The 26,541-nt window shown below is 66.9% G+C and carries 24 protein-coding genes; 20 read left to right on the top strand and 4 right to left on the bottom strand.

The features are described 5' to 3' along the window. The first annotated feature begins 12 nt into the window (after positions 1 to 12). The 6 genes from tkt to ASF14_RS09285 all read left to right on the top strand — a co-directional run bounded on the left by tkt (position 13) and on the right by ASF14_RS09285 (position 6,356). Entirely contained in the window at positions 13 to 2,100 is a 2,088-nt protein-coding gene (gene tkt, locus ASF14_RS09310) for a transketolase (protein WP_056434353.1), read from the top strand. Beyond that, a complete protein-coding gene (gene tal, locus ASF14_RS09305; RefSeq protein WP_056434351.1) occupies positions 2,100 to 3,221 on the top strand; it encodes a transaldolase in 1,122 nt (373 codons plus the stop codon). The genes tkt and tal overlap by 1 nt, the downstream gene beginning before the upstream one ends. Before the next feature lie 72 nt (positions 3,222 to 3,293). Then, positions 3,294 to 4,277, top strand: a complete 984-nt coding sequence (gene gnd / locus ASF14_RS09300; RefSeq protein ID WP_056434346.1) for a phosphogluconate dehydrogenase (NAD(+)-dependent, decarboxylating) — start codon at positions 3,294 to 3,296, stop codon at positions 4,275 to 4,277. Beyond that, positions 4,274 to 5,107 (top strand): Cof-type HAD-IIB family hydrolase, encoded by an 834-nt coding sequence (locus tag ASF14_RS09295; RefSeq protein ID WP_056434344.1) that lies wholly within the window; start codon positions 4,274 to 4,276, stop codon positions 5,105 to 5,107. Before gnd ends, ASF14_RS09295 begins: the two co-directional genes overlap by 4 nt. Further along, entirely contained in the window at positions 5,104 to 5,850 is a 747-nt protein-coding gene (locus ASF14_RS09290) for an HAD-IIB family hydrolase (protein ID WP_056434341.1), read from the top strand. Before ASF14_RS09295 ends, ASF14_RS09290 begins: the two co-directional genes overlap by 4 nt. Before the next feature lie 53 nt (positions 5,851 to 5,903). Beyond that, the gene (locus tag ASF14_RS09285; protein WP_236697007.1) at positions 5,904 to 6,356 is read left to right on the top strand and encodes a biliverdin-producing heme oxygenase; all 453 of its coding nucleotides are present in this window, start codon (positions 5,904 to 5,906) and stop codon (positions 6,354 to 6,356) included. Between the two features lie 147 nt (positions 6,357 to 6,503). Here ASF14_RS09285 and ASF14_RS09280 read toward each other — a convergent pair whose 3' ends face one another. Further along, positions 6,504 to 8,660, bottom strand: a complete 2,157-nt coding sequence (locus tag ASF14_RS09280; protein ID WP_056434339.1) for a histidine kinase dimerization/phosphoacceptor domain -containing protein — start codon at positions 8,658 to 8,660, stop codon at positions 6,504 to 6,506. Between the two features lie 192 nt (positions 8,661 to 8,852). Between ASF14_RS09280 and ASF14_RS09275 the strand changes: the two genes are divergently transcribed. From ASF14_RS09275 to ASF14_RS09255, 5 genes are read left to right on the top strand one after another with little or no spacing between them, the layout of a single operon-like run. Then, positions 8,853 to 10,019, top strand: a complete 1,167-nt coding sequence (locus ASF14_RS09275) for an acyl-CoA dehydrogenase family protein (protein WP_056434336.1) — start codon at positions 8,853 to 8,855, stop codon at positions 10,017 to 10,019. Positions 10,020 to 10,035: 16 nt separating this feature from the next. Further along, positions 10,036 to 11,634: a carboxyl transferase domain-containing protein gene (locus tag ASF14_RS09270; protein WP_056434334.1), complete on the top strand. Its 1,599-nt coding sequence runs from the start codon at positions 10,036 to 10,038 to the stop codon at positions 11,632 to 11,634. 5 nt (positions 11,635 to 11,639) lie between these two features. Continuing rightward, a complete protein-coding gene (locus ASF14_RS09265; protein WP_168371514.1) occupies positions 11,640 to 11,912 on the top strand; it encodes a barstar family protein in 273 nt (90 codons plus the stop codon). Continuing rightward, positions 11,912 to 13,765 (top strand): acetyl/propionyl/methylcrotonyl-CoA carboxylase subunit alpha, encoded by a 1,854-nt coding sequence (locus ASF14_RS09260; protein WP_056434331.1) that lies wholly within the window; start codon positions 11,912 to 11,914, stop codon positions 13,763 to 13,765. The genes ASF14_RS09265 and ASF14_RS09260 overlap by 1 nt, the downstream gene beginning before the upstream one ends. Beyond that, positions 13,762 to 14,211 carry a MaoC family dehydratase gene (locus ASF14_RS09255; RefSeq protein ID WP_056434329.1) on the top strand — a complete coding sequence of 150 codons (450 nt, stop codon included), beginning with the start codon at positions 13,762 to 13,764 and terminating at the stop codon, positions 14,209 to 14,211. Before ASF14_RS09260 ends, ASF14_RS09255 begins: the two co-directional genes overlap by 4 nt. A gap of 81 nt (positions 14,212 to 14,292) precedes the next feature. Here ASF14_RS09255 and ASF14_RS09250 read toward each other — a convergent pair whose 3' ends face one another. Continuing rightward, positions 14,293 to 16,356: a TonB-dependent receptor gene (locus ASF14_RS09250; protein ID WP_056434327.1), complete on the bottom strand. Its 2,064-nt coding sequence runs from the start codon at positions 16,354 to 16,356 to the stop codon at positions 14,293 to 14,295. A gap of 253 nt (positions 16,357 to 16,609) precedes the next feature. Between ASF14_RS09250 and ccmC the strand changes: the two genes are divergently transcribed. The 6 genes from ccmC (at position 16,610) to ASF14_RS09220 (ending at position 21,322) form a co-directional block, all read left to right on the top strand. Continuing rightward, positions 16,610 to 17,335, top strand: coding sequence for a heme ABC transporter permease CcmC (gene ccmC, locus ASF14_RS09245; protein WP_056434325.1), 726 nt, complete (start codon positions 16,610 to 16,612; stop codon positions 17,333 to 17,335). A gap of 97 nt (positions 17,336 to 17,432) precedes the next feature. Further along, positions 17,433 to 17,867: a cytochrome c maturation protein CcmE gene (gene ccmE / locus ASF14_RS09240; RefSeq protein ID WP_056434323.1), complete on the top strand. Its 435-nt coding sequence runs from the start codon at positions 17,433 to 17,435 to the stop codon at positions 17,865 to 17,867. Continuing rightward, positions 17,864 to 19,798, top strand: coding sequence for a heme lyase CcmF/NrfE family subunit (locus ASF14_RS09235; protein ID WP_056434321.1), 1,935 nt, complete (start codon positions 17,864 to 17,866; stop codon positions 19,796 to 19,798). Before ccmE ends, ASF14_RS09235 begins: the two co-directional genes overlap by 4 nt. Further along, a complete protein-coding gene (locus ASF14_RS09230; protein ID WP_056434319.1) occupies positions 19,795 to 20,322 on the top strand; it encodes a redoxin family protein in 528 nt (175 codons plus the stop codon). The genes ASF14_RS09235 and ASF14_RS09230 overlap by 4 nt, the downstream gene beginning before the upstream one ends. Continuing rightward, positions 20,319 to 20,696 (top strand): cytochrome c-type biogenesis protein, encoded by a 378-nt coding sequence (locus ASF14_RS09225; protein ID WP_056434315.1) that lies wholly within the window; start codon positions 20,319 to 20,321, stop codon positions 20,694 to 20,696. The genes ASF14_RS09230 and ASF14_RS09225 overlap by 4 nt, the downstream gene beginning before the upstream one ends. Continuing rightward, on the top strand, positions 20,660 to 21,322 hold the full coding sequence (locus tag ASF14_RS09220) for a tetratricopeptide repeat protein (protein ID WP_056434313.1): 663 nt from the start codon (positions 20,660 to 20,662) through the stop codon (positions 21,320 to 21,322). Before ASF14_RS09225 ends, ASF14_RS09220 begins: the two co-directional genes overlap by 37 nt. 4 nt (positions 21,323 to 21,326) lie before the next feature. Here ASF14_RS09220 and ASF14_RS09215 read toward each other — a convergent pair whose 3' ends face one another. Together ASF14_RS09215 and ald are read right to left on the bottom strand one after the other, a co-directional pair. Further along, positions 21,327 to 21,539, bottom strand: a complete 213-nt coding sequence (locus ASF14_RS09215) for a DUF3072 domain-containing protein (protein ID WP_056434311.1) — start codon at positions 21,537 to 21,539, stop codon at positions 21,327 to 21,329. A 378-nt stretch (positions 21,540 to 21,917) separates the two neighbouring features. Beyond that, positions 21,918 to 23,024: an alanine dehydrogenase gene (gene ald, locus ASF14_RS09210; protein WP_056434309.1), complete on the bottom strand. Its 1,107-nt coding sequence runs from the start codon at positions 23,022 to 23,024 to the stop codon at positions 21,918 to 21,920. 128 nt (positions 23,025 to 23,152) lie between these two features. On the opposite strand from ald, the gene ASF14_RS09205 reads away from it, so the two are divergent. The 3 genes from ASF14_RS09205 to ASF14_RS09195 all read left to right on the top strand — a co-directional run bounded on the left by ASF14_RS09205 (position 23,153) and on the right by ASF14_RS09195 (position 26,519). Then, positions 23,153 to 23,596 carry an Lrp/AsnC family transcriptional regulator gene (locus tag ASF14_RS09205; protein WP_042484883.1) on the top strand — a complete coding sequence of 148 codons (444 nt, stop codon included), beginning with the start codon at positions 23,153 to 23,155 and terminating at the stop codon, positions 23,594 to 23,596. An 88-nt stretch (positions 23,597 to 23,684) separates the two neighbouring features. Beyond that, positions 23,685 to 25,358 carry an amidohydrolase gene (locus tag ASF14_RS09200; protein WP_056434308.1) on the top strand — a complete coding sequence of 558 codons (1,674 nt, stop codon included), beginning with the start codon at positions 23,685 to 23,687 and terminating at the stop codon, positions 25,356 to 25,358. A gap of 99 nt (positions 25,359 to 25,457) precedes the next feature. Continuing rightward, positions 25,458 to 26,519: a choice-of-anchor A family protein gene (locus tag ASF14_RS09195; RefSeq protein ID WP_056434306.1), complete on the top strand. Its 1,062-nt coding sequence runs from the start codon at positions 25,458 to 25,460 to the stop codon at positions 26,517 to 26,519. Positions 26,520 to 26,541: the final 22 nt, after the last annotated feature.

Genomic DNA, 26,541 nt, shown 5'->3' with positions numbered 1-26,541 from the left:
GAGGCCAGTTTCATGACCGATGCCACCACCACCGCCGTGGCCGACAGCCATCTCCACGAGGACGGGTCGATCGAGCGCCTGACCATCGACACCATCCGCACCCTGTCGATGGATGCGGTGCAGCAGGCCAATTCGGGCCACCCCGGCACGCCCATGGCGCTCGCCCCGGTCGGTCACACCATCTGGTCCAAGTTCCTCCGCTACGATCCCGCCCATGCCGATTGGCCCAACCGCGACCGCTTCGTGCTGTCGGTCGGCCACGCCTCGATGCTGCTCTACTCGTTGATCCACCTGGCGGGCATCGAAGAGATCGACGCGGACGGCAACAAGTCGGGCAACCCTGCGCTCAGCCTGGAGGACCTGAAGGGCTTCCGCCAGCTGAACTCCAAGACGCCGGGCCACCCCGAATATCGCCACACCACCGGCGTCGAGACGACGACCGGTCCGCTGGGCGCGGGTTGCGGCAATTCGGTCGGCATGGCGATCGCCGAGCGCTGGCTGGCCGCGCATTTCAACCGCGAGGGTTTCCCGATCTTCGACCATGACATCTATGTCGTGTGCGGCGATGGCGACATGATGGAGGGCGTCGCGTCGGAAGCCGCCTCGACCGCCGGACACCTCAAGCTGTCGAACCTGTGCTGGATCTACGACTCGAACCAGATTTCGATCGAGGGCGGCACCGACATCGCGTTCGACGAAGACGTCGCCAAGCGGTTCGAGGCCTATGGTTGGAACGTCCTGCACGTCGACGACGCCAATGACGTCGGCGCGCTGACCGCCGCGCTCGACAATTTCAAGGCGACGACCGACAAGCCGACCTTCATCGTCGTGAAGTCGGTCATCGGCTATGGCAGCCCCAAGGCGGGCAGCGAAAAGGCGCATGGCGAACCGCTGGGCGATGACGCGATCCGCGCCACCAAGAAGGCCTATGGCTGGCCCGAGGATGCCAAGTTCCTGGTGCCCGACGGCGTGCGCGAAGCCTTCCAGGGTGCCATCGAAGCGCGCGGCAAGCCGCTGCGCGACGAATGGGTCGCGATGGTCGACAAGTACCGCGCCGAATATCCCGAACTCGCCGCCGAGCTGGACGCGATGCTGGCGGACAAACTGCCCGAGGGCTGGGATGCCGATATCCCGGTGTTCGAGGCGGATGCCAAGGGCGTCGCCAGCCGCGACTCGGGCGGCAAGGTGCAGAACGCCATCGCCGCCAAGGTGCCGTGGCTGATCGGCGGCTCGGCCGACCTCGCGCCCTCGACCAAGACGCTGATCAAGGACGGCGGCTCGTTCCAGGCGGGCAGCTATGAAGGCCGCAACATGCACTTTGGCGTGCGTGAGCATTCGATGGGCGCGATCGTCGACGGCATGGCGCTGTCGCACCTGCGTTCCTACGGCGCGACCTTCCTGGTCTTCTCCGACTATATGCGCGCGCCGATCCGTCTCGCCGCGATCATGGAGCTGGGCGCGACCTTCGTCTTCACGCACGACTCGATCGGCGTGGGCGAGGACGGCCCGACCCACCAGCCGATCGAGCATCTGGCGACGCTGCGTGCGATCCCAGGCCTCGACACCATCCGCCCCGGCGATGCGAACGAAGTGGCCGAGGCTTGGCGCTGCGCCGTCGAGTCGGCCAGCCACCCGACCGCGCTCATCTTCTCGCGTCAGGCGCTGCCGACGCTGGATCGGAGCAAGTACGCACCGGCCTCGGGCGTGAAGAAGGGCGGCTACGTTCTTGCGGATTGCGATGGCACACCCGACATCATCCTCATCGCAACGGGGTCGGAACTGTCGCTGGTGACGGACGCCTATGAGACGTTGAAGGCCGAGGGCATCAAGGCGCGCGTCGTCTCGCTGCCCAGCTGGTATCGTTTCGAACTGCAGGATGCGGCGTATAAGGACAGCGTGCTGCCAAAGACCGTCACCAAGCGTCTGGCGGTCGAGCAGGCCGGTTCGATCGGCTGGGATCGCTATGTCGGCTTCGACGGTCGCACGATCACCATGTCGACCTTCGGGGCCTCCGCGCCGCTCGCCAAGTTGCAGGACAAGTATGGCTTCACCCACGACAATGTCGTGAAGGTGGCCCGCGAAATGCTGGAGACCAAGTGATGAGCAAGCTGTCGGAACTGGGCGCCAAGGGCTGCGCCCCCTGGCTCGATTTCGTCGATCGCAAGTTCCTCGAGGCGAAGGGGCTGGAAAAGCTCGTCGCCGAGGACGGGCTGACCGGCGTCACCTCCAACCCGTCGATCTTCGAAAAGGCGATGGGGCATGGCGACGCCTATGACGCCACGCTCGCTGCCTTCGACAAGGAAAATCCCGGCGCGGCGACCATCGACCGTTACGAGCATCTGGCGATCCAGGACATCAAGGCGGCGGCGGAAACGCTGAAGCCGGTCTATGATCGACTCGACGCCAAGGACGGATATGTCAGCCTGGAGGTGTCGCCCTATATCGCCGACGACACCGACGCGACCATCGCCGAGGCCGAAAAGCTGTGGCACGCGGTCGACCGCCCGAACCTGATGATCAAGATCCCGGGCACCGATGCGGGCGCCCCGGCGATCTCGGCAACCATCGCCAAGGGGATCAACGTCAACGTGACGCTGCTCTTCTCGGTCGACGCCTATATCAAGGTGGCCGAGGCTTATGCGGCGGGTCTGGAAGAGCGGGTGAAGGCCGGGCAGCCGATCGACCGGATCGCCAGCGTCGCCAGCTTCTTCATCAGCCGCATCGACTCGGCGATCGACAAGAAGATCGACGAGCGTATCGCGGCCGGTGACGCGGAGACGGACGCACTGAAGGCCGTGCGCGGCAAGGTCGCCATCGCCAACGCCAAGATGGCGTATCAGTGGTATCTGGACTTCCTGAAGTCCGACCGCTGGCAGGCGCTGGCCGCCAAGGGTGCGCAGCCGCAGCGTCTGCTCTGGGCGTCGACGGGGACCAAGGACCCGTCCTTCCCCGACACGCTCTACATCGACACGCTGATCGGGCCGGACACGGTCAACACCATGCCGCCCAAGACCATGGACGCCTTCCGCGACCATGGCACGGTGGCTGAAACGCTGACCGCCGATATCGACGAAGCCAAGCACGTCCTGGCCGAGGCCGAACGGCTGGGCCTGGACCTGAACGGCGTGACCGACACGCTGGTGGCCGAGGGGGTCGCCTCCTTCGTCAAGGCGTTCGACGATCTGCTCGGCGCGATCGGGCAAAAGCAGCCGGCGGCCTGAGGCCCCGGCGGCCCCCTCCCCCAGCGGGGAGGGGGCCTTTTCATTTCTCATGTCAGTTAATGGAGTTCCCGCATGAAGATCGGTCTGGTCGGCCTTGGCCGCATGGGTGGCAATATCGCACGCCGCCTGATGCAGGCTGGGCATCAGGTGGTAGCCTGGGATCGCAGCGACGAGGCGGTGCAGACGCTCGCCAAGGACGGCGCGGAGGCGGCCACCGGGCTGGCGGACATGGCGGCCAAGCTCGCCGATAAGGCGATCTGGTGGGTCATGCTGCCCGCCGGTGGCCCGACCGAGGACACGATTGCGGAAATCGCCAAGCTCGCAAAGGACGGCGACGTCATCATCGACGGCGGCAACAGCTTCTATAAGGACGACATTCGCCGCGCCAAGATGCTGGCCGAACAGGGCATCCATTATGTCGATGTCGGCACCTCGGGCGGCGTCTGGGGCCTGGAGCGCGGCTATTGCATGATGATCGGCGGCGACACGGAAACCGTCGACCATCTCGATCCGATCTTCGACGCGCTGGCACCGGGGCTGGGCACGATCGAGCGGACGCCGGGCCGCATCGCCGACAAGGTCGATCAACGCGCCGAGAAGGGCTATATCCATGCCGGGCCCGCAGGGGCGGGTCACTTCGTCAAGATGATCCACAACGGCATCGAATATGGCTTGATGCAGGCCTATGCTGAAGGCTTCGATATCCTGAAGTCGAAGAACAGCGACAAGCTGCCCGAGGACGAGCGCTTCGACCTGAACCTGACCGACATCGCCGAAGTCTGGCGTCGCGGCAGCGTGATCTCGTCCTGGCTGCTCGACCTGACCGCCATCGCGCTGGCCAAGGACGAGATGCTCGAGCAGTTCTCGGGCCATGTCGCCGATTCGGGCGAGGGCCAGTGGACGATCGACGCGGCGATGGAGGAGAAGGTCCCCGCCAACGTCCTGACCGCCTCGCTCTTCGCGCGCTATCGCAGCCGGGTCGAGCATACCTATGGCGACAAGGTGCTGTCGGCGATGCGCTTCGGCTTTGGCGGCCACACCGAAATCCCGCAATGAGCGATCCGGTTTCGGGGCCGATCCGGCTTGTCGTGTCGGACGTCGACGGCACGCTCGTCGACCCCGACAAGACGCTGCGCGCCGCCACCATCGCCGCCGTCAAGCGGCTGGAGGCGGCGGGCGTCGGCTTCACCATCATCAGCGCCCGGCCGCGTTCGGGGCTGGGCTGGCTGGCGGACGAGCTGTCCATCGACGCGCCGATCGGGGCGTTCAACGGCGGCACCGTGTTCCGCCGCGACGGCTCGGTCGATGCGCAATTCCGCGTGCCGGTCGATGTCGTCAACGCCGTGCTGGCGATGGCGGCGGACAATCCCGTCGCCATCTGGGTGTTTGCCGACGATCGCTGGTACGCCAGCAGCGGCGAGGGCAACCATGTCGATCACGAGCGCAAGGCCTCCGCACAGGAGCCGGTGGTAACGCAGGACTTCGCCGCGCTGGTCGACAAGGTCGACAAGATCACCTTGGTCAGCGACGATGCCGATCTGCTGCGCGGCCTGCATGACAAGGCGAATGCGGCGCATGGGGAAGCGGCGACCATCGCCCAGTCGCAGACCTATTATCTCGACGTGACCGCTTTGAAGGCCAACAAGGGCGACGGCGTGGCGACCCTGGCCAAGGCGTTCGGCGTCTCGCTGGAGGAAGTGGCGGTACTGGGCGACCAGGCCAACGACCTTCCCATGCTGACACGCGCCGGGCTGCCGATTGTGATGGCGAATGCGCCGGATGCCGTGAGGGAACAGATCTCGGTACACACCCGTTCCAATGCCGAGGATGGCGTAGCCTATGCCATCGACACCATCATCCTGCCCAGAATCGGAGTGCCTTCATGAAGCAACTGGTTGCGTTCGACCTCGACGGTACGCTGGCCGAAAGCAAGCAGCCCCTGGGCGAGCCGATGGGGGAGGCGCTGGCCGACCTGCTCGACGTCGCGCATGTCGCGGTGATCTCGGGCGGTGACTGGCCGCAGTTCGACAAGCAGGTCGCCAGCCGCCTGCCCGAGCGCGCCGATCGCACCAAGCTGTGGTTGATGCCGACCACCGGCACCAAGCTCTACACCTATCAGGACGGCAGTTGGACCCCGGTCTATGCCGAGCTGTTCGACGACGAAACCAAGGCCAAGATCCTGGAGGCGTTCGACGCCTCGCTGGAGGCGACCGGCTTCGTGCCCGAGCAGACCTGGGGCGAGCGGATCGAGGATCGCGGCAGCCAGATCACCTTCTCCGCGCTCGGCCAGCAGGCGCCGATCGACGCCAAGGAACATTGGGACCCCAAGTTCGAGAAGCGCAAGGTCATCCAGGCCGATCTCAAGCAGCGCCTGCCGGGCCTGTCGATCAACATGGGCGGCGCGACCTCGATCGACATCACCCGCGAGGGCGTCGACAAGGCGTACGGCCTGAAGAAGCTGCGCGACGCCAGCGGCATCCCGCTCGACGCGATGATGTTCATCGGCGACGCGATCTTCCCGGGCGGCAACGACTATCCCGCCAAGGAACTGGGCCTCGATACGGTGCGCGTGCGCGATCCCGAAGAGACGCTGGCGGTCATCGCCGGGATCGTCGCCTGCCTGAAGTAAGCGACAGCGCGTCTGCCGCCCTGCGGGCCCGCACGGGTCCCGCGCATGAGGCGGTGGACGCGGCTTATGGAGCCTATCGGCTGGACGATCGGGAAAGCTATACGGCGTTGCTGATCGCCCATGCCCGCGCACTGCCCGCGGTCGAGACGTGGCTGGCGGAGCGAAGCATCGCTTTTCCGTGGCGGTCGCGACGCGCGACGCTGGCTGGGGATCTGGCCGCACTCGGGCGGGAGATGCCCGAGCCCTTGCCGTTCGATCCGGCCGATGACGAGGCGGCGCGCTGGGGCGCGCTCTACGTGACCGAGGGCTCGCGACTGGGCGGCGTGATGCTGGCCCGGCAGGTGGGGGAGGGGCTTCCCCGCGCCTATCTGGAATCCGGTTTCGGGGCGGGGGAGTGGCGGGATTTTCGCCATGCGCTTGATGCTGCGGCTGGTGATGAAGCATGGGTCGAGCGTGCTGTCGTGGCGGCTGAGCAGGTCTTTGGACTATATCGTAGGGCCGCCTAGGACAGGGTGGCATCCTAGCCCCTCCCCTTCAGGGGGTGGGGTGGGGTGGGGCCTTTCCACGAACGCCACGCTTGCGGAAGCGCCCCACCCCGGCCCCTCCCCTGAAGGGGAGGGGTGGGGCCATTTCAGATCATCACAGTCCAGCCCTCAATCCGCGATCGGCGCGACCACGATGGCGCGCAGGCCCGGCTGATTGTCGTCATATTCGATCGAGCCAGACAGTCGCTGCATCATCGCCGCCATCATGCGGCTGCCGAATCCGCGACCCTGACCGGGCTCTTCGTCGCCCTTGCCACGGCCCTGATCCGCGACGATCAGGCGCAGGCGGTTGCCATATTGCTCCAGCGTGATCGTCACCGGGCCCACCGCGCCGCCATAGGCATATTTGGTAGCGTTGATGATCAACTCCGTCGTCACCAGCCCCAGATTGATCGCCCGGTCGGTCGGCATCAGCACCGGCGCCAGATCCAGCCGCATCATCGCCGCCCAGTCGCGGCCGAGCGACTGCTTCATGTCACCGACCAGATCCTCCAGATAGCGCGCCAGATCGACCGTCTGAATCTGATCGTCGCGGTACAGGCGGCGATGGACCAGCGCCACGGCCGACAGCCGGGCCTGCGCCTCGGCCAGCTGCTCGCGCACGCGGGGGTCGTCCGCCGCCTTGGCCTGGAGCGACAGGAAGGACGAGACGAGTTGGAGGCTGTTCTGGACCCGGTGGTCCACCTCCTTCATCAGGACGTCCTTCTGCAGGAGCAGCGCTTCCTTGTCGTCGAGCGTGCGCTGCAACGCGGTGTTCAGCCCGCGCAGCCGGTAATTCTGCGCGGCATCGTGCAACGCCCGGCGCAGGCGGTGTCCCGCCTCGACCTCTTCCATCGTCCAGCGGCGCGAGCGGCCGCGCACCGTCTCGCGCCAGCTTTCGAACGAGGTGCGCGGGTTTAGCGTCGCATCGGGCGTCAGCGCGACCGACTTGTGCGGATTGCCCGCCCATTCGACCTCTTCGACATGCTCGGCCCGGAACCAGAGCAGGGTGACGCCGCCATCGACCAGCGGCAGCGCCAGCACACCTGCCGCCGTCGTCGCCAGCGGTGCGGCATCGGGCATCTGGGCGGGCAATTCATGGGTGAAGAACACGTCGCCCGCGCCCCGGATCAAGGCCCAGCCGGCGATATCGGGGATCGCCAGATCATGCGGGCAGGTGCCGTGGCGATACACCTTGCCCTGATCGACGACGGCGAAGCCGGTCGCGCCCATCATCGCCATCATCTCGGGCATCAGGCGGCGCATGGCGGGGACCAGATCGCCCATGCCGATGATGCGCGGCAACAGGCTGTCCTCCGCAGCGCGCAGGCGCAGGCGCTCGCGATACAGCTCGGCCTCTTCCTTCGCCCGGATCTGCCGCGCCAGCGCGCTGGCCAGACCGGCGGCGGCCGCGCGCAGGTCGGGCGACAGGCGACGGGGTGTATAATGGTGGCAGGCGATCATGCCCCACAACACGCCGTCCTTGACGATCGAGATCGACGCCGAAGCCGCCACGCCCATATTCTTCAGATAGCGGACATGGATCGGCGACACGCTGCGCAGGCCGACATCGCTGAGGTCCAGCGTCTCGAAACCCTCGGGCCGGAGCGGGGCGGGGACGTAATCGACATCCGGGATGCTGCGCGTCCGGTTGCGGACATAGAGCGCACGCGCCTGTTTCGGGATGTCGGAGGCCGGGAAATGATGATGGAGGAAGGATTGCAGTCCGGCCGACCGCGCCTCGGCGACGACGCGGCCCGCATCCTCGTCCAGAAAGCGATAGAGCATGACCCGATTGAACCCGGTCAGCATCTGGAAGGTGGTGGCGGCCCGTTCGAACAACATGGGCAGGTCGGCGGTCCGCTCGAAACTGGTGACGGCGGCGTCGAGCCAGTTGAGCGGGCTACCCTTGCCCCAGGGTGCGTCGATGCTCCCGGCTTCCAGCTCGATCAGCACACGCTCGCCCGCGACGCGGTGCGCGGTAACCGAAAAGCGTTCCGAGATACCCTCGACCGGCACGGCGGCGACGGTCGTCCCAGGGCCGATCGGCATGTCCGAGACCATCTGCGCAACCTCGTCGCCCAGCAAGGCGGCCAAGGGTCGGCCTAGCCAGTCGGCGGCCAATCGCTCCTCGATCGGCCCGGCGCCCGCGATCACCTCCAGCGTCGTTGCGTCGACCACAAGCAACAGCCCATGCGGCTGAACGGCGCCGGGAATATGGATAGGCTCCCGATCGCAAGCGGTAATGTCCAGGTTGGGATCAGTGGCGACGGGGCGAGTGGCCATCGGGCAAAAAATTCCTCTCAATCCGTCACATGGCGCGTTTCATACGGGGTTGCAAATCCCTGAACCCTGCAATCGATCCGATATGGGATCGACGGCAAAGGGGTAATTTGAAGAGACGGAACGAAGATTGCGCGTTTGGGTAATATACGGTTAAAGCGAGCCGACGGACTCAAAGAGCCGCTTGGAGAGGACATGATCGACGATTTCGACTTCGCGCTCGGCGAAAGTGCGGACATGATTCGTGAGGCGACGCGCCGTTTCGCGGCCGACCGGATCGCGCCGCTCGCCGTACGGATGGATGCGGAAGACTGGTTTCCCCGTGACATTTGGCCCGAAATGGGCGCGCTGGGCCTGCACGGCATCACCGTCGCCGAGGCCGATGGTGGCCTGGGGCTCGGCTATCTGGAGCATGTCGTCGCGATCGAGGAAGTGTCGCGGGCTTCGGCCTCGCTGGGACTGTCCTATGGCGCGCATTCCAATCTCTGCGTCAATCAGATCAGCCGCTGGGGCAATGCGGAACAGAAGGCGAAATATCTGCCCGGCCTGATCTCCGGCGAGCATGTTGGCAGCTTGGCCATGTCGGAGGTGTCGGCGGGCTCGGACGTGGTGTCGATGAAGCTGCGCGCGGTGAAGGCGGACGGCGGCTGGGTGCTGAACGGCACCAAATTCTGGATCACCAATGCGGCCTATGCCGAGACGCTCGTCGTCTATGCCAAGACGGGCGAGGGGAGCCGGGGCATCACCGCCTTCCTGATCGAGAAGGACATGGCGGGCTTCGCGATCGGCCAGAAGATTGACAAGATGGGCATGCGCGGCAGCCCGACCGCCGAGTTGGTGTTCAACGACTGTTTCGTCGGCGACGCGCAGGTGATGGGGCCGGTGAATGGCGGTGTCGGCGTGCTGATGAGCGGGCTGGATTATGAGCGCGCGGTGCTGGCGGGCATCCAGCTGGGGATCATGCAGGCGTGCCTCGACGTGGTCGTGCCCTATGTCCGCGAGCGGCGGCAGTTCGGCCGCCCGATCGGCGAGTTCCAGCTGATCCAGGCCAAGATCGCCGACATGTATGTCGCGCTCAACTCCGCCCGGGCATACGTCTATGCGGTGGCGCGTTCCTGTGACGCAGGCCGTACGACCCGGTTCGACGCGGCAGGCGCGATCCTGCTGGCGAGCGAGAATGCGGTGAAGGTCTCGCTGGAGGCGATCCAGGCGCTGGGCGGGGCGGGCTATACGAAGGACTGGCCGGTCGAACGTTTCGCGCGCGACGCCAAGCTGCTCGACATCGGGGCGGGGACCAACGAGATTCGCCGGATGCTGATCGGCCGCGAATTGATCGGCAAGCTCGAAAAGGTGGCACAATGAGCCTCGGGGTGAAGTGATGGGTGCGGTGATTTCCTCCCGGATCGCGCGCGATGACGCCACGTTCCGCACCAACGCCGATCACAACCGGGCGCTGGCCGAGCGGCTGCGCGCCGATGTCGCCAAGGCCGGGCTCGGCGGTAACGAGGCTTCGCGCGAGCGCCATGTGTCGCGCGGCAAGCTGCTCCCCCGCGACCGGGTGGAGCAGTTGCTCGACGCCGGTTCGCCTTTCCTCGAAATCGGTCAGTTGGCGGCCAACGGCCTGTATGACGATGCCGTGCCGGGTGCCGGGGTGATCGCCGGGATCGGTCGTGTGCATGGTCGTCAGGTGATGATCGTCGCCAATGACGCGACGGTGAAGGGCGGCACCTATTACCCGCTGACCGTCAAGAAGCACCTCCGCGCGCAGGAGATCGCGCTCGAGAACCGGCTGCCCTGCATCTATCTGGTCGACAGCGGCGGCGCGAACCTGCCGCATCAGGCGGAGGTGTTTCCCGACCGCGATCATTTCGGCCGCATCTTCTTCAACCAGGCGCAGATGTCGGCGGCGGGCATTCCGCAGATCGCCTGCGTGATGGGCAGCTGCACGGCAGGCGGCGCTTACGTCCCCGCCATGTCGGACGAGACGGTGATCGTGCGCGGGCAGGGGACGATCTTCCTCGCCGGACCGCCGCTGGTGAAGGCCGCGACGGGCGAGGTCATCTCGGCCGAGGAACTGGGCGGTGCGGATACCCATGGGCGCAAGTCCGGTGTGGTCGATCATGTCGCGCAGGATGACGATCATGCGCTGTCGATCGTCCGCGACATTGTGGAAACCCTGCCGCCGCAGGCCATGCCCGATGTCAACCTCGCCGAGGCGGACGAACCGCTCTATCCGGCGGAGGAACTCTATGGCCTGATCCCGCAGGACGTGCGCGCGCCCTATGACGTGCATGAGGTGATAGCCCGGCTGGTCGACGGATCGCGCTTCCACGAATTCAAGGCGCTGTACGGCGCGTCGCTTGTCTGCGGCTTCGCGCATATCCATGGCAAGCCGGTCGCGATCCTGGCGAACAACGGCGTGTTGTTCTCGGAGAGCGCACAAAAGGGTGCGCACTTCATCGAACTGGCCTGCCAGCGGCGTATCCCGCTGCTGTTCCTCCAGAATATCTCCGGCTTCATGGTCGGCGGCCGCTATGAGGCCGAGGGGATTGCCAAGCACGGCGCCAAGCTGGTGACGGCGGTGGCGACGGCGCAGGTGCCCAAAATCACTGTGCTGATCGGCGGCAGCTTCGGCGCGGGCAATTACGGCATGTGCGGGCGCGCCTATAGTCCTCGCTTCCTGTTCACCTGGCCCAATGCGCGGATCAGTGTGATGGGCGGCGAGCAGGCGGCGAGCGTGCTGGCGACCGTCCACCGCGACGCCGATAGCTGGACGCCAGACGAGGCAGAGGCGTTCAAGGCCCCCGTCCGCCAGCGTTACGATGATGAAGGCAACCCCTGGTACGCGACCGCGCGGCTGTGGGACGACGGCATCGTCGATCCGGCGCAGACGCGCGATGTGCTGGGCCTGGCGCTGGATGCGTGTTTGAACGCGCCGATCGCGGAGGCACCCCGGTTCGGGGTGTTCCGCATGTGATGGCGATGGACCTGACCATCGACGGTGCGACCGTCGCGGACGAGGCCGATTTCCATGCCCGTATCCGCGAAGCCTCTGGCGTCGAATGGTATGGCGGTAGTCTGGATGCGCTGTTCGACCTGCTGATTGCGGTCGTCGAGCCGCCCATCATGCTGACCCTCACCAATGCTGCCGCTGCGCGCAAGGTGATCGGTGAGCGGTTCGACCGCATCCTGACCGTGATCTTCGATGCCATCGCCGAACGACCGGGTGCCATCACGTTGAAGCTGGAATCCTGATGATGAAGAGCCTCCTCATCGCCAATCGCGGCGAGATCGCCTGTCGCATCATCCGCACCGCGCGGGAGATGGGCCTGCGCACGATCGCGGTCTATTCCGAAGCCGATGCGCAGGCGCTGCATGTGCGGCTTGCGGACGAAGCCATGCTGATCGGCCCGGCCCCGGCGCGTGAAAGCTATCTGGACGCCAAGCGCATCCTGGCGGCCGCGCGCGAAAGCGGGGCGGAGGCGATCCATCCCGGCTATGGTTTCCTTTCCGAAAATGCCGAGTTTGCGGAAAGCGTGATTGCTGCCGGGCTGGTCTGGGTCGGCCCCGACCCCGACAGCATCCGCGCCATGGGGCTGAAGGACGCTGCCAAGGCGCGGATGATTGCCGCCGGTGTGCCCGTCACGCCCGGCTATCTGGGCGAGGACCAGTCGCCCGACTGCCTCGCCGCAGAAGCCGATGCGGTCGGCTATCCCGTGCTGATCAAGGCGGTGGCGGGCGGCGGCGGCAAGGGGATGCGCCGTGTCGACGAGCCCGCCGCCTTTGCCGAGGCGCTGGCATCCTGTCGTCGCGAGGCGGCGGCGTCGTTCGGCGACGACCGGGTGTTGATCGAGAAATACATCCTCTCGCCCCGCCATATCGAGGTGCAGGTCTTCGGCGACCGCCATGGGCAGGTGGTCCATCTCTTCGAGCGCGATTGTTCGCTGCAACGCCGCCATCAAAAGGTGATCGAGGAAGCCCCCGCGCCCGGCATGGACGATGCGACGCGGGAAGCGGTCTGCGGTGCCGCGGTCCGTGCGGCGCAGGCGGTGGACTATGTCGGCGCGGGGACCATCGAGTTCATCGCCGACGCCTCCGAAGGACTTCGTGCCGACCGCGTCTGGTTCATGGAGATGAACACCCGTCTCCAGGTCGAGCACCCCGTCACCGAGGCGATCACCGGAGTCGATCTGGTCGAATGGCAGCTGCGCGTCGCGGCGGGCGAGCCCCTGCCGATGGCGCAAGCCGATCTGTCCATCCACGGCCATGCGATCGAGGCGCGCCTCTATGCCGAGGATCCGGCCAAGGGTTTCCTGCCCGCGATCGGCACGTTGGAAGTGTTCGACCTTGGCGACGATCCCGCGATCCGCATCGACACCGGGGTCGAGGAAGGGGCGGAGATCACCCCCTGGTACGACCCGATGATCGCCAAGGTCATCGCGCATGGCGACACCCGCGACGAAGCGCGCGAGGCGTTGGCGGATGCCCTGGACGAGGCGGTGATCTGGCCGGTGCGCACCAATGCGGGCTTTCTGGTGCAGGCGCTCGACCATCCCGATTTCGCGAGCGGCCAGGTCGATACCGGTCTGATCGCGCGCGAGGGCGAGGCGCTGATGCCGCCGACCGAGCCGTCCGAAGAGGCCTTGGCCGAGGCCGCCGCCGCGTTGATCGGGCATGACGCGCTGTCGGGCTTCCGCCTGAACGCAGCGCCCCGGCGTACCGCGCGCTTCCTACTCGATGGGCGGCCGATCACCGTCGATTTTGCGCACGCGGGCGATGTCCCCCCGGCGCCGACCGACGAGGTGCTGATTTCGGAGGGCGGGCAGAGCTGGTCCTTCACCCGCTGGCGCGCCGATGGGCTGGCGGCGGGCGGGGCGGGGGACGGCGCGATCCTGTCGCCCATGCCCGGCCGGATCATCGCCGTCGCCGTGATCGAGGGGCAGGCGGTGAGCGCAGGCCAGCCGCTCGTCACGCTGGAGGCGATGAAGATGGAGCATGTCCTGACCGCGCCCTTCGATGGCGTAGTTACCGACCTGAAGGCCGAGACGGGCGGTCAGGTGGCCGAAGGCGTCGCGCTGGTTCGTATCGTTGCGGAGGACGCGGCATGAGCGGGCGCTTCTTCGATGACTGGACCATCGGCGACCGGATCGAACACCCCATCCGCCGCACCGTGACCGAGACGGACAACCTCCTGTTCTCGACCATGACCCACAACCCGCAGCCGCTGCACATCGATGCGGAGGCAGCGAAGGCCAGCGAGTTCGGCCAGATTCTCGTCAACGGCACCTTCACCTTCTCGCTGATGGTCGGGCTGTCGGTGGGCGAGACGACGCTGGGGACGCTGGTGGCGAACCTCGGTTACGACGAACTGGTGATGCCTGCGCCGGTCTTCCTGGGCGACACGCTGCGCGCGACCAGCGAGGTGACGGGCCTGCGCGAGAGCAAGTCGCGGCCGGAGGCGGGGCTGGTGACGTTCCGGCATGAGGCGCTGAATCAGCGGGGTGAGGTGGTGTGCCGGTGCTTGAGGACGGCGTTGGTGAAGAAGCGAGGGTAGCGCGCCCTTCGACTTCGCTCAGTGCGAACGGGGTCCAGTACCCAGTTCCGTTCAGCCCAAGCGAAGTCGAAGACCAAGGGATTACAACCGCGTCCGAACCCCGATCCAAAGCGTCCGGGGTGTCGCCCGCTCGATCAGCCCCGCGCCGCTATACGCCGCCTCGACCCGCGCATCGGCGAGGTTCTCGGCCCGCGCCTCGATCAGCCAGCCGCGCACTACCGGCATCGCCGCATAGGCATCGACCGTCGTCGCGGGGGCGAGCGAACGGATATTCTGGTCGTCCTCATACTGCCGTCCGACATGGCGCAGCGTCCCGCTTAACACCGCCCCGCGCCGCTCGACCGCCAGGGTCCCCGAAAACTGGTCGCGCGGTGTCTGGGCCGGGCGCAGGCCGTCGAGCGGGGCGGCAGTGCCCGATGCTTCCACCCGCGCATCGACATGCGACCAGGACCCGCGCGCGCTGAGCGGACCATAGGTCCAGTTCGCCTCCAGCTCGAACCCCTGAGAGCGGATCGCGTCGAGATTCCGCCGCATCCGGTACACGCCGTTCGCCGCGACGAAGCCGACGCCCGGAAATGTCCCCGGCCCGCGCCCCAAGGTCACATTGGCGATCGCATCGGTCAGCCGGTTGAGGAAATAGGTGCCCGACAGCCGCAAGCCCGCCGCCGGGGTCAGGTCGAACCCGCCCTCCACGCCCTCGACATGTTCGGGGTTCAGCGCGGCATTGGCGGCGGTGGCGTCCGCTCCGGCGCGGAACGGCCGGTAAAGTTCGTTGAGCGTCGGCAGCCGCCACCCGCGATAGGCCGCCGCGCGCAAGGTCAAGGGCTGCACGATCCGCATCGCCGCCCCCAGCCGCCCGGTAAACTCCTGCCCCGAGCGATCGGGGAAATCGGTATCGGTCAGCACGGCCCCGGTCGCCAGCACGCCCTCGTCCAGCCGTCCGTTGCGGATGCGCCAGTCATCCACCCGCGCGGCGGCGGTGACGGTCAGCGCGCCCGCCTCGACGCTGCCATCGGCGAACAGCCCCATGGTCCGCGTCGCGCCGCCCGCCTCGCGCCGTCGCGTGGGTAGTCCCGCGACATAGGTGTAGCGTTCCTGCGTCCGTCCGCCGGTATCGCGAATGTCGCCGCCCAGCCGCAGCTTCACCGTATCGCCCAGCGGCGGCGACACCTCGACCCGTCCACCCAGTCCGGTGGCGGGGACATTATATTGGTCGAGCGTCAGCGTGGCCGCCGTTCGCGCCGCATTCACGCTGGCATAGCGCGACGCGAATTGCCGCGTCTGGACATAGGCCAGCGCCGACCAGCCCCAGGCTCCTCGCCCGACCAGCCGGACGCTGGCATCCGCGCCGTCCGAGCGATTGTCGGTAAAGTCGGTCCCCCGGTCGCGCGCGTCGTGAAAGGCGGCGAGGGTCAGCTGCAACTCGGTGGCGGGCGCGATCCCGACGACCCCGCGCGCCGCGCCCGAATATTGTTCGTAAGGCGCAGGCCGATCGGCGGGTCCTCGCTGGCCCTCGACGACCGGAATGAAGCCGTCGCCGCGCGCATAGGCGCCGGACACGGTCAGAAAGCCGCCATCCCGCACCAGCGAGGCCGACCCTTGCGCATCCACCGAATCGCGGCTGCCATAGGAAAGAGCCATGTCCAGCGGGGACAGCTGGTCGGGCGTCGCACTGTCCATCTCGATCGTGCCCGCCAGCGCGCCCGGCCCCCAGAAACCCGATCCGCCACCGCGCGTCACCCGGATTCGCCCCAGCCGTCCGGTCGCATAGGCGGGAAACACCACCCAGCCGCCGAACGGATCTGCCTGCGGCACGCCGTCCAGCACCAGCAGCGCGCGGCTCGACGCATTGCCGCCCAGCCCGCGCAGGGTGATCCCCTGCGATGTCGGATGCGCCGAGCGGCTGTCCGAGCGGCGGAACTGCTGGAGCCCCGCGACATCGGCGAGGACGTTTTCCAGCCGTTGCGAGGCGTTCTGCGTGATCCGGTCGCGGTCGATGGTCACGACGTCCAGTGCGCTGTCGCCCGGCTGGTCGGCCAGGCCCCGGCCGGTGACGACGACGGTTTCGGGTTCGGTGGTTTGTGCGGAAAGCGTGGCAGGCGCGAGCGCGAGGGCGAGCAGAGGCAGGCGGTGAAGTGCAGGCATGATGATGTGATGGTCCCCTTTGCTCCCCTGATAGGGATGTCAGGAGGTGAAGACGAATCAGGATATGAACAGGTCCCGCCCTTAATGGATTTCACGCCCCTCCCGTAAACGGGAGGGGATGGGGGAGGGCAGGCCACAGGCGATGGTCTCTGTGAGACACCATGCCCTCCCCAAAGCCCTCCCGCCTGCGGGAGGGGCTTAAAGGGAGAAGGCGGATGACGCGCCCGAAAAACCGCCTTACAGTCCTGTCATCGTGGCCAGTCTACACATCCTTGCGAACCCCGCGCGTTTCCTGAAGATCGCTCGTCCGCTGACCGGGATTTTCCTCGGGCTTGGCATCGTGCTGATCGCGGTCGCGGTCTGGGCGGGGCTGGTGATGACGCCGCCAGATTACCTTCAGGGCGAGACGGTGCGCATCCTCTATATCCATGTCCCCGCCGCCTGGCTGGGCATGGGGGGATGGAGCGGCATCGCCATCGCCAGCCTGTCGCTGATCGTCTGGCGGCATCCGCTGGCGCAGGTCGCGGGCCGCGCCATTGCCTGGCCGGGGGCGGTGTTTACCGCACTCTGCCTCGCCACCGGATCGATCTGGGGACGGCCGACCTGGGGGACATGGTGGCAGTGGGATGGGCGGCTGACCTCGATGCTGCTGCTGCTGTTCGTCTATCTGGGCTATATCGCGCTCGCCCGTGCCGATGCTGATCGCGGCGGGGACGGGCGGATCCCGGCGCTGTACGGGCTGGCGGGCACGGCGTTGCTGCCGGTCATCCGCTATTCGGTGGTCTGGTGGAACACGCTGCACCAGGGCCAGTCGATCGGACTGACCGGTTCCAGCATCGACACATCCCTGCTCTGGCCTTTGCCCATCGCGCTGGGCGGTTTCACCTTTCTGTTCACCGCCATCGTGCTGATGCGGATGCGCACCCTGTTGGCGCAGGCCAAGGCCGAGGCGCGGATGCGACGGATGGCGCGCGCATGAACCAGATGAGTTTCGTGGCGGCGGCCTATGCGGTGATGCTGGGGGGCGCGGGCGCGTTGACCCTCATCAGCTATCTGGCGATGAAGCGCGCCGAGAAATGACGCCCAAATCCCAACGTCTGACGCTGGCGCTGCTGGCGCTGGCCGCGATCGTCGCGGCGGTCCTGCTCGCCATGTCGGCGATGAAGGACCAGGCAGCGTTCTTCTACACGCCCTCCGATGCAAAAGCACAGGGCCTGCCGCTGGGCAAGGCGGTGCGGCTGGGCGGAATGGTCGAGGCCGGATCGGTCCACCGCGCGCCCGACGGGGTGACGGTGCGCTTCGTCGTCACCGACGGCAAGGCGACGACACCCGTGACCTTTGCCGGGATCACCCCCGACCTGTTCCGCGAGAAATCGGGCGTTGTGGCGGAGGGGCAGTTCCAGCCCGATGGCCGCTTCGTCGCGACCAACCTGCTCGCTAAGCATGACGAGAAATATATGCCCCCCGAAATGGCGGGCAATATGCACGAGAGCCGGAGCCTGGAGCCGTGATCGCCGAAGCGGGCTTGGCCGCTCTGTGGTTCGCGGCGACGCTGGCGGGGTTGCAACTGCTGCTCGGCGTGCTCGCGCTCCGGCGCAAGGATGTGGCGGGCGAGCAGGCGATGGCGGCGATCGGGCCGATCGCGATTCTACAGGGCGCGCTGGTCGCCATCGCCATGGGTGCGCTGATCGCGGTGTTCCTGAACACCGATCTGTCGGTCAAGCTGGTCGCCGAGAACAGCCATTCGGCCAAGCCCTGGATCTACAAATTCGCCGGAGCCTGGGGCAATCACGAAGGCTCGATGCTGCTCTGGGTCACGATCCTGGGCGCGGGCGGCGCGCTGGTCGCGTGGAAGGAGCGGACGCTCGACCGGGCGACCCGTGTCGCGACGCTGGCCGCGCAGGGTGCGATCGCGCTGGGTTTCTATGCCTTCCTGCTGTTCGCCTCCAACCCGTTCGCGCGGCTGAACCCCGCGCCGATCGAAGGGCAGGGGCTCAATCCATTGTTGCAGGACCCCGGTTTGGCCTTCCACCCGCCGACGCTTTACGCAGGCTATGTCGGGCTGTCGGTCGCCTTTTCCTTCGCGGTCGGTGCGCTGGTGACGGGGCAGGTCGGCCCGGCCTATGCCCGCGCGATGCGGCCCTGGGTGCTGGGCGCCTGGGTGCTGCTGACCATCGGCATCACGGCGGGCTCCTATTGGGCCTATTACGAGCTGGGCTGGGGCGGCTGGTGGTTCTGGGACCCGGTCGAGAATGCCTCGTTAATGCCGTGGCTGGCGGCGACGGCGTTGCTCCATTCGGTCAACGTGCTGGCGGCGCGGGACGGCTTGCGGGCGTGGACCGTGATGCTGGCGGTGGTCGCTTTCTCCATGTCGATGATCGGCACCTTCCTGGTGCGGTCGGGCATCCTGACCAGCGTCCATGCCTTCGCCGTCGATCCCCGGCGCGGGGCGTTCATCTTGGCGTTGCTGGGCATCTATATCGGAGGTGCGCTTGCGCTGTTCGGCGCGCGGATCGGGCAGGTGCGGGCGGGGCGCAGCTTCACCTTCGTCAGCCGCGAGGGCGGGCTGGTCGTCAACAACCTGCTGCTGTCGGTGATTCTCGGCATCGTGCTGATCGGCACGCTCTATCCGTTGGTCGCCGCCGGGTTCGGCGTGCGGCTGTCGGTCGGGCCACCCTTTTTCCACGCCGCCGCCGGGCCGATCGCGCTGGCGCTTGTCGCGGTGATGGCGGTCGGGCCAGCCCTGCGCTGGCGGAGCGATGACGCGGAGGCTGTGCTGATCCGGATGCTGTGGCCGATGGTCGCGGCGGCGGGGACCTTTGCGCTGATGCTGACCCTGACCGGGGGCATGGGCGTGTTGTCGCTGCTCGGCCTGTCCTTCGGCGTGGGGCTGATCGTCGCCAGCGTCACGCCGATCACCCGGCGCAATTGGCGGCGCACGCCCTTGCCCATCTGGGGCATGGTGGTCGCGCATGTCGGGCTGGGCGTCAGCATGATCGGCATGGCCTGCGACAGCGCCTTCACCGCCGAGCGGCTGGTCGCGCTCTATCCGGGGCAGGCGACCATCGTCGGCCCGTGGCGGGTGGAGCTGAACCGCATCTATCCCAATATCGGCGCGAACTGGTCGGCGCTGGAGGCGCGGCTGACCGCGACCCGCGAGGGCGACGGGGCCACCCTGCGTCCGCAGCAGCGCTTCTTCACCGATCCGCCGACCACGACGAGCGAGAGCGCCATCGCGACCCGCTGGGACGGGCAGCTTTATACCGTTCTGGGGCAGCAGGATGCCGCGACCGGCCGCTGGCAGTTGCGACTGTGGTGGAAGCCGTTCGTGACCTTGATCTGGCTGGGCGGTGCGCTGATCGCCTTGGGCGGCGTGCTGGCGCTGGTCGGGCGGTGGTTCAAGGCATGGCAGCAACGACGGCGGGAGGCTCTGTGGGGATGAAGCGCGCGCTGATCTGGTTGCCGCTGGGGCTGTTCGGGGTGTTCTTCGCGGTGGTCGCGGCCGGGCTGATGCGCCCCGCCGACACGACGGTGCATTCGACGTTGGTCGACAAGCCGCTGCCGGTCTTCAAGCTGGAGCCGATGGTGCCGGGCAAGCCGGGCCTGGCGAGCGGCGACTTCAAGGGCGGCAAGCCGCGCCTGCTCAACGTCTTTGCCAGCTGGTGCATCCCCTGCATCGCCGAAGCGCCGCAGCTGATGGCGCTGAAGGCGCGCGGCGTGCCGATCGACGCCATCGCCATCCATGACAAGGGCCCCGCCATCGCCGCCTTCCTGCGCCGCAACGGCGACCCTTATGCCGCGATCGGCGATGACAGCCGCAGCCGTGTGCAGATGGCGCTCGGCTCGTCGGGTGTGCCGGAGACCTTCCTGATCGACGGGCGCGGGCGGATCGTGCGGCAATATATCGGCGATATCCGCGCCGATCAGGTCGACCAGATCGTCCGCGACATGGCCGCCGCTCGATGAGCCTGTCGCTCGCTTTGTTGCTGGCGGTCGCCACCACCACGCCCGATTACGGCAACACCCAACTGCCCGACCGTCAGGCAGAGGCCCAGGCGCGGGCCCTGATGGGCGAGTTGCGTTGCGTCGTGTGCCAGGGCCAGTCGATCGCGGACAGCGATGCCGACATGGCGGCCGATATGCGCGCCCTGGTCCGCCAGCGGATCGCGCGCGGCGAAAGCCCGGAGGCGATCCGCGCCTGGCTGATCGAGCGGTACGGCGATTATGTCAGCTATGACCCGCCCTTATCGGGTGCCACGGCGTTGCTCTGGGCGACGCCGATCCTGTTGTTGGCGGTCGGCGCATGGATCGCGCGATCCAGCTTTCGAAAGCGCCGCTGATGGGCTGGCTGATCCTGCTGCTGATCGCCGCCGGAGCCTTGGGCGCGGCGCTGTGGCTGCGTTTTCCGCGACCGCTCTGGACGATGCTCGGGGCCGCACTCGCGCTGGGGGGCGTGGGCTATGCGTGGCAGGGGCGGCCGACCCTGGCGGCCAGCGCGCCCGCGCCGCGCCCCGATGCGCTGCTCGATAATGACGCAATCGCCGAATTGCGCGGGCAGTTGATCGGGCGTTATGGCGGTGAGGCAGCGATGTTCACCGCCGCCGATGCCCTGTCGCGCTCTGGTAACAAGCGCACGGCGGTGCAGATCATGCTGGGCGCGGTCGGCGGCGACCGGACCAGCGTTCCGTACTGGACCGAGCTGGGTAACGTCCTGTTCGCGCATGACGGTTATCAGATGTCGCCCGCCGCCCGCTTCGCCTTTCGTCGCGCGCGGACGCTGGGACCTCGCGATCCCGCGCCATTCTTCTTCGAGGGGCTGGCCTGGATGCGGGCGGGCGATTTTCGCAAGGCGCGGGTGTTCTGGAACCGTGCCCTGGCGCTGTCGCCCGCCAATGCGCCCTATCGTCCGGCTATCGAGCAGCGGGTGATGCTGCTCGATCAGGCTATTCGCATGATGGGGGAATAGGGACTTACTGGCCCCGGCCGGTCTTTTCCTGAAGCGCGTCGATCCGCTTCGAGGCGTCGGCCTTGGTCAGCGTATCGTCAAATGGCTCGCCCGCCTCTTCGGACAGGGTCTTCAGATAACTGGCCTGTGCGCCGGTCATCTTTTCGTCGCCGGTGGTCCAGTCATCGGGGTTCTTCTCGGCGTTGGAGAAGGGTTCGGTCTTGGGGTTGTCTGTCATCGGATGATCCTTTCGGGGGGATCAACGGCGATGTTCCAGTTTTGTTTCTTTGTTTGGTTCGCGCGGAGACGCGGAGGCGCAGAGAGGTTCGGGATGGGTCGGCGGTGCGAGTCCGTTCCGCCGGAGGCTTCGCCGCACCCTTGATATGGGAGGCCAGCCTGGCGGCTGGATACGCCATCTCCGCGCCTTCGCGTTTCCGCGCGAACCTATTCGGGCCTTCGTGGCGTGGGGCAGGGCATGCGCTTCGACTTCGCTCAGCATGAACGGAGGGTGGAGTAAAACCACAACGCCGTTCAGCCTGAGCGAAGTCGAAGGCCATGGGCAGCCTTGCGACCATGGCCCGGATCGACTTCGCTCAGTGCGAACGGCAGGAGCGATTTAGCCCGCCCAGGCCTCGAACGGCAGGTCGAGCGCTTCGGCGACCGCCGCGTGGCGGATCTTGCCGCCCGAGACGTTCAGGCCATTCGCCAGATGCGCGTCGGCCTTCATCGCGGCCTCGGCGCCCATGTTCGCCAGCTTCACCGCGAAGGGCAGCGTCGCGTTGTTCAGCGCAAAGGTCGAGGTGCGGGCGACAGCGCCGGGCATGTTGGCGACGCAGTAATGGATCACGCCGTCGACCTCGAACACCGGGTCCTGGTGGGTGGTGGCATGGCTGGTCTCGAAGCAGCCGCCCTGGTCGATCGCGATGTCGACCATCACCGAGCCGCGCTTCATCGTCTTCAGCATGTCGCGGGTGACCAGCTTCGGCGCCGCCGCGCCGGGCACCAGCACCGCGCCGATGACGAGATGCGCGTTCTTCACCGCCGCCGCGATCGCCGCCTTGGAGGCATAGGCGGTCTTGATCTGGCTGGAGAAGAACATGTCCAGCTCGGCCAGACGATCGTTGTTGATGTCATAGATGGTGACATCGGCGCGCAGACCCACGGCCATCTGCGCCGCGTTCACGCCCGAGACGCCGCCGCCCAGGATCGCGACCTTGGCCGGTGCCACGCCCGGCACGCCGCCAAGCAGGATGCCACGGCCGCCCTGCTGCTTTTCCAGATAGTGCGCGCCGACCTGCACCGCCATGCGGCCCGCGACTTCCGACATCGGCTTCAGGAGCGGCACGCCGCCGCGGGGGCTGGTGACGGTCTCATAGGCGATGCAGGTCGCGCCCGACTTCATCAGGCCCTCGGCCTGCGGCTTGTCGGCGGCGAGGTGGAGATAGGTGAACAGGACATGGTGGGGGCGCAGCATCGCGACCTCGACCGCCTGCGGCTCCTTGACCTTCACGATCATCTCGGCCTGGTCGAACACCTCGGCGGCGGTGGCGACGATGCGCGCGCCCGCGTCGACATAGTCCTGGTCCTCGAAATCGATGCCGGTACCGGCCTTGGTTTCGACGATCACCTCGTGACCGGCGGCGACCAGCTCGGCGACCGAGGGCGGGGTCAGGCCGACGCGATATTCGTGGTTCTTGATTTCCTTGGGAACACCGACGCGCATGATGAACTCTCCTGAAAAGCGTTGCCCCGATAATAGCGCCGATGGGGTGGGAGAGGTGTGCAAAGCGGTCCCGTCGCATCGTATAATTTGGGATATTCGTGCGTCTTCGGCCGGTGTATCGGGATGAAATGTCCGACGCGATCGACCGCCGCATCCTGGCCCAGCTGGCCCGTGATTCCGACCTGACCAGCGCCGCGCTGGGCGAGAAGGTCGGCCTGTCCGCCAGTGCCGCGCATCGCCGCGTGGCGCAGCTTCGCGAAAGCGGGGTCATCGCCGGATATCGCGCGATCCTGAGCCATGAGGCGCGCGGGCGGCCCTCGACCGTGATGGTCAACGTTACGCTGAAGGACCAGCGGCAGGATACCATGGCGGCGTTCGAGCGCGAAATCCTGCGCTGTCCCGAGATCGTCGAATGCTTCCTGATGAGCGGCGAGGCGGACTATATGATCCAGGTCGAGGTCCGCCGCGACGACAGTTACGAGCGTATCCACCGCGAAACGCTGGCGCGCCTGCCGGGGGTGACTCGGCTGGCGTCGCACTTCGTGATTCGCGAGGTGGTGCGACGGTCGTGAAGGATGGAGAAACTTCCTCCCCTCGCAGGGGAGGAATGATGACGGCCCCCGCTTCCCACCTTCGCCTTCAGCCGATAGGGATCGGCCCATGGTAAAGCAGGCTTCCTTCCCCCGCATCCTCCGCGCCACGCTGACCGCGCTGGCGATTGCGCTGACCCCGGCTGCGGCCTTTGCCGATGCGCTGGTCGACAATGTCACGGGCCTGACGCTCGACAAGGACGGCAAGGTCGTGCGCTTCACCGGCCTGTTGCTGACCCCGGACGGCAAGGTCGTGAAGCTGCTGGGCGCCAAGGACAAGCGCCCCGAAAAACTCGATTGGCGGGCGGATATGAAGGGGCGGGTGATGCTGCCCGGCTTCGTCGATTCGCATGGGCATGTGATGGCGCTGGGCTTCCGCCAGATCGAGCTGGACCTGGCGACTACCAAGTCGCTGGACGAGGCGAAGGCGCGGATCGCCGCCTATGTCGCCGCCAACCCCGAGCGGAAATGGATATTGGGCGGCGGCTGGAACCAGGAAAGCTGGGCGCTGGGGCGTTTCCCCACCGCCGCCGATATGGACGCCGCCGTCGCCGACCGTCCCGTCGTCATGGAGCGCGCCGATGGCCATGCGCTCTGGGCGAACAGCGCGGCGATGAAGGCGGCGGGGATCACCGCCAAGACCGTCTCACCCGCTGGCGGCCGGATCGAGAAGGTCGGCGGCCAGCCCTCCGGCGTGTTCGTCGATGCGGCCATGGCGTTGATCCAGAAAGCTATTCCGCAGCCGCTGGCCAAGGATCGCAACGCCGCCTTTCTGAAGGCGCAGAACGACTTGCTGAGCCACGGCATCACCGCGACCGCCGATATGGGCACGACGCTGGACGAGTGGATGACCTATCGCCGGATGGGCGATGCCGGAAACCTGCGCGTGCGGATCATGAGCTATGGCGGCGGCGTCGACGATACGGTGCGGATCGGCGGCACCGGGCCGACGCCCTGGCTGTACAACAACAGGCTGCGGCTGGTCGGCGTGAAGCTGTACGGCGACGGCGCACTGGGATCGCGCGGCGCGTGGCTGAAACAGCCCTATGCCGATGCGCCGGGCCAGACCGGCCTGGGCTTCATGTCGGACGACGTGATCCGCAACCTGATGAGCCGCGCGGCGATGGACAAGTACCAGATCGCCGTCCACGCGATCGGCGACCGTACCAATGCGCAGGTGCTCGACGCGATCGACGAGCTGGCCGAGACCTATAAGGGCGATCGGCGCTGGCGGATCGAACATGCGCAGATCGTCGATCCGGCGGACCTGCCGCGCTTCGGCAAGCATGGCATCGTCGCCTCGATGCAGCCGGTGCACGAAACCAGCGACCGCCAGATGGCCGAGGCGCGGCTGGGCCCGGCACGACTGACGGGCGCCTATGCCTGGAACACCATGCTGAAGAACGGCGCGACCCTAGTATTCGGTTCGGACTATCCGGTCGAGCGGCCGGACCCCTTTGCCGGCTGGGCGGCGGCGATCACCCGGCAGGGCCCGGACGGCCAGCCCTATGGCGGGTGGCAGCCGCAGGAGATCGTCGGGCGCGAGGCGGCATGGCGTGCCTTCACCATGGACGGCGCCTATGCCGGGTTTGCTGAGGACCTGTTCGGGCGACTGGGGCAGGGGCAGCAGGCGGACTTCATCATCGTCGACCGCAACCCGCTGGACATCAACCCCAGCGAATTGCGTGCCACCCAGGTCGAGGAAACCTGGATCGGCGGGCAAAAGGTGTGGGAGCGCCGCTGACGCAAGTGTCCAGATCGGCCGTAAAAACCCTCCGAATCGGATGGCCCGGCGGCTGAGAAGCTAATAATTTGGCAGGACTTGCTCTCGTAATCTGAGAACATGAATAACCGTCTCCTCGCCATCGGCCTGATCGCGGCCGCCATCCCTTCGCTGGCCGTCGCGTCGCCCGTGGTCGGCATAGATGCTCTCAAGGAATGGAACCTCATCGTGCTGGGGGACCTGACCTCCAGTTCGGAGGTGGAGGGGCGGACCTTTGTCGGCGGTAATCTGAGCGGCAACTCATCCAATTACCAGATCGCCTCGGTGCCCAGTTCGACCTATGCGGTGCCCGGCCTGACCGTGGTTGGGAATGTCTTGGGCGGCACGAAGAACCTCAACAACGGTTCGGGCGCACTGATCGGCGGCAACGTGGCGAGCGGGTTCAACTTGAACGGCGGGATCCAGACGGTGAAGGTCGGCGGTCTGCTGTCCAACACCAACATCAATCAGAATATCGTCCTGTCGGGTCTGGGCGTGAGCGATCCCGGCTTCGTCACGGGGCTGAACCAGCAAAAGTCGCTGCTGACCAGCAGCATGACCGACCTGTCGAACAGCTATGCCGCCCTGTCCGCCACGGCGCAGGTATCGATCAGCGGCAACCGCGCGACGTTCAACACCGTGGCGGGGGCGAACGGCGTCGCCGTGTTCAAACTGAACGCGGCCGACCTGACGCGGTTCGGCGAGATCGCATTCAATCCGAACGGTGCCGATACGGTCATCGTCAATGTGCATGGCAGCACGGTGCGGCTGGACGACAATTTCCTGAATGGCGCGACCGGCCTGGGTCAGCATGTCATCTGGAACTTCCCCGACGCGACCAGCCTGGAATTGACCACTGCCTGGAAGGGATCGATCCTCGCGCCCAAGGCGGCGGCGACCACCGGCAATTATATCGAGGGCTCGGCCGTGTTCGGCAGCCTGATCCAGAATGGCGAGTTCCATTTGGGGACCTATATCGGGACCTATGTGCCGGGCACGTCCAATCCGCCGAGCAGCTCGGGCGGGACCGGGAGCAGCGGAGGGAGCCCTGCGCCAGTGCCGGAACCGGCCAGCATGGCGTTGATGGCCGGGGGATTGGCGTTGCTCGTCCTGGCGCTTCGGCGGCGGCGAGCCCCAGTCTGATGGGGTAGGGAGGGACGTGGGA

It is taken from the genome of Sphingomonas sp. Leaf257 (assembly GCF_001422185.1).
GTDB classification, from domain to species: Bacteria; Pseudomonadota; Alphaproteobacteria; order Sphingomonadales; family Sphingomonadaceae; genus Sphingomonas; species Sphingomonas yabuuchiae.
Note: the sequence above shows the minus strand (reverse complement) of the source record. Positions and strands in the feature narration are given on the sequence as shown.

Bases quoted from the DNA above. Each gene is read 5' to 3' on its own strand.
- tkt (WP_056434353.1), top strand. From the start codon at position 13: ATGACCGATGCCACCACCACCGCCGTGGCCGACAGCCATCTCCACGAG.
- tal (WP_056434351.1), top strand. From the start codon at position 2,100: ATGAGCAAGCTGTCGGAACTGGGCGCCAAGGGCTGCGCCCCCTGGCTC.
- gnd (WP_056434346.1), top strand. From the start codon at position 3,294: ATGAAGATCGGTCTGGTCGGCCTTGGCCGCATGGGTGGCAATATCGCA.
- ASF14_RS09295 (WP_056434344.1), top strand. From the start codon at position 4,274: ATGAGCGATCCGGTTTCGGGGCCGATCCGGCTTGTCGTGTCGGACGTC.
- ASF14_RS09290 (WP_056434341.1), top strand. From the start codon at position 5,104: ATGAAGCAACTGGTTGCGTTCGACCTCGACGGTACGCTGGCCGAAAGC.
- ASF14_RS09280 (WP_056434339.1), bottom strand. From the start codon at position 8,660: ATGGCCACTCGCCCCGTCGCCACTGATCCCAACCTGGACATTACCGCT.
- ASF14_RS09275 (WP_056434336.1), top strand. From the start codon at position 8,853: ATGATCGACGATTTCGACTTCGCGCTCGGCGAAAGTGCGGACATGATT.
- ASF14_RS09270 (WP_056434334.1), top strand. From the start codon at position 10,036: ATGGGTGCGGTGATTTCCTCCCGGATCGCGCGCGATGACGCCACGTTC.
- ASF14_RS09265 (WP_168371514.1), top strand. From the start codon at position 11,640: ATGGACCTGACCATCGACGGTGCGACCGTCGCGGACGAGGCCGATTTC.
- ASF14_RS09260 (WP_056434331.1), top strand. From the start codon at position 11,912: ATGATGAAGAGCCTCCTCATCGCCAATCGCGGCGAGATCGCCTGTCGC.
- ASF14_RS09255 (WP_056434329.1), top strand. From the start codon at position 13,762: ATGAGCGGGCGCTTCTTCGATGACTGGACCATCGGCGACCGGATCGAA.
- ASF14_RS09250 (WP_056434327.1), bottom strand. From the start codon at position 16,356: ATGCCTGCACTTCACCGCCTGCCTCTGCTCGCCCTCGCGCTCGCGCCT.
- ccmE (WP_056434323.1), top strand. From the start codon at position 17,433: ATGACGCCCAAATCCCAACGTCTGACGCTGGCGCTGCTGGCGCTGGCC.
- ASF14_RS09230 (WP_056434319.1), top strand. From the start codon at position 19,795: ATGAAGCGCGCGCTGATCTGGTTGCCGCTGGGGCTGTTCGGGGTGTTC.
- ASF14_RS09225 (WP_056434315.1), top strand. From the start codon at position 20,319: ATGAGCCTGTCGCTCGCTTTGTTGCTGGCGGTCGCCACCACCACGCCC.
- ASF14_RS09220 (WP_056434313.1), top strand. From the start codon at position 20,660: ATGGATCGCGCGATCCAGCTTTCGAAAGCGCCGCTGATGGGCTGGCTG.
- ASF14_RS09215 (WP_056434311.1), bottom strand. From the start codon at position 21,539: ATGACAGACAACCCCAAGACCGAACCCTTCTCCAACGCCGAGAAGAAC.
- ald (WP_056434309.1), bottom strand. From the start codon at position 23,024: ATGCGCGTCGGTGTTCCCAAGGAAATCAAGAACCACGAATATCGCGTC.
- ASF14_RS09205 (WP_042484883.1), top strand. From the start codon at position 23,153: ATGTCCGACGCGATCGACCGCCGCATCCTGGCCCAGCTGGCCCGTGAT.
- ASF14_RS09200 (WP_056434308.1), top strand. From the start codon at position 23,685: ATGGTAAAGCAGGCTTCCTTCCCCCGCATCCTCCGCGCCACGCTGACC.
- ASF14_RS09195 (WP_056434306.1), top strand. From the start codon at position 25,458: ATGAATAACCGTCTCCTCGCCATCGGCCTGATCGCGGCCGCCATCCCT.